Annotated in this window: 2 protein-coding genes; both read right to left on the bottom strand. The window is 48.5% G+C overall.

The annotated features are described in order from the left end of the window. Positions 1-252: 252 nt before the first annotated feature. A complete protein-coding gene (locus C814_RS11000; protein WP_016317899.1) occupies positions 253-1,062 on the bottom strand; it encodes a ParA family protein in 810 nt (269 codons plus the stop codon). A 283-nt stretch (positions 1,063-1,345) separates the two neighbouring features. Continuing rightward, on the bottom strand, positions 1,346-1,651 hold a 306-nt coding region (locus C814_RS24395), incomplete at its 5' end, for a hypothetical protein (protein ID WP_207637135.1).

Genomic DNA, 1,651 nt, shown 5'->3' with positions numbered 1-1,651 from the left:
GGGTCGAGTGGGCGGGGCCTGTCTGGGCAAAAAACAGGTTGGGGCGGGCACTGACATGCGTGTCCCTTCCACCCAGTCAAAGGCGGGCATCCCTCCGGGGGTTCCATAAGGGGGATACCCCCTTATGTGTGCTTTTTATCTTGCTTTTTGCACAAGCAAAAAACAAGCCGTCCGCCCGGACGGGACCGGGCATCTCGGTGCCGCTTGCGGCACACTTAATATAGGGGCAAAAAAAGCCGCAGCTTATACCTATTATATAATGTGGCGTGCGAGCATTTCGTCGACAAGTGAAGCAATGGCGTCACAACCTCTGGAGCGCAGGTCATAGATCGAGATGGGCAGAGCCGCGAGTTCACTTTCGGTAATGCGCACGTTGCGCGGAATAATCGTCTCGAAGAGCAGTTCGCGCAGATCGGCGGTATCCGGGGAAGTTTTCAGATATTCGAGGAAATCGGCAGAAATTTTGTTGCGGGCGTCATAATCGTTGATGATGAAACCACGGATGTTATCCTCTCTGCGCAGACGTTTGCGGGCATCTTCCCAGAGCGCAATGAAAAGCTGTGCGCCCTCGATCGCGTTCATTGATACGTCGCTCACCAGCAGGATCGCATCGGCAGCAAGAAAGGCATTCTGGTTGACGATCGACATGCTGGGGTTGGTGTCGATGAGCAGATAGTCATACTGTTCAAAGAAGTCGCGGTGATCGTTCAGATAGTTGGAGAGAATCTGCTCCCGTCCGGCCACCGATGCAATTTTTAGTTCAGCCTTGTGCAGGAAGATCGACCCGGCGATCATATCGAGGTTGGGAAGGCGGTCGATCGGCGAGCGGTAGACCAGCGCTTCCGGGTCGGGCTGCTGCTCGTCGATGTTATAAATTTCGTAGGTGGTAAGCAGTCCTTCCCGGGTGCGGTCGATGCCCATATTATTGGTCAGGTTGCCCTGCAGGTCGCCGTCGATCACCAGGACTTTGTAGTCCAGCTGGGAGAGGATCCCTCCGATGTTAAAGCAAAGCATGGTTTTTCCCACGCCGCCTTTTAGGGTTCCAAAAGTTAATATCTTCATTTATATACCCCCTAACAGAATAACGATCCTGTTTATTCATATCGTATGGATTCTATTATACCATAGGTTGATGCTTAGATGCAACCATCTATTCTACAGTCTATTCAAAAATAGATGGATAAATATATTTGAAAATAGATAAATAAATACACTTACTATTGCATTAAAAGATGGGATATAAAATGTATTTAAAAATAGAATCGAAAATATGATATAAAATAGAATAATTCATACAAAAGGAAATAGATTTACAATTCTATTAGAAATTCTATTAATGAATACATTATAATTTACATTCATAAATATAATAAAACATGCATTTTAAAACAGATTGGGAAATATATAAAAGAATGCATTTTCCAATCTGTTTTCGAATAGAATCACGCAGAGATAAGGCAGCATCCGTTTGGCCCCAGGGTGCGCGGCGTTTTGGGTTCCAGACCAAAACGCCCCCGCTCGCGGCTTTCTCGCGCAGGCGCGAAGCACGGCTAGGGCCGCGACAGCCGCTCGGCGCACCCCACAAGGCAGCATCCGTTTGGCCCCAGACCAAACGGATAGGCGCTCGCGCCTTCCTCGGGTCTTCTCGGCT

It is taken from the genome of Anaerotruncus sp. G3(2012) (assembly GCF_000403395.2).
In the GTDB taxonomy this organism is placed as follows: Bacteria; Bacillota; Clostridia; order Oscillospirales; family Ruminococcaceae; genus Anaerotruncus.
The sequence above is the reverse complement of the archived record's forward strand: the minus strand, read 5'-3'. Positions and strand labels throughout refer to the sequence as shown.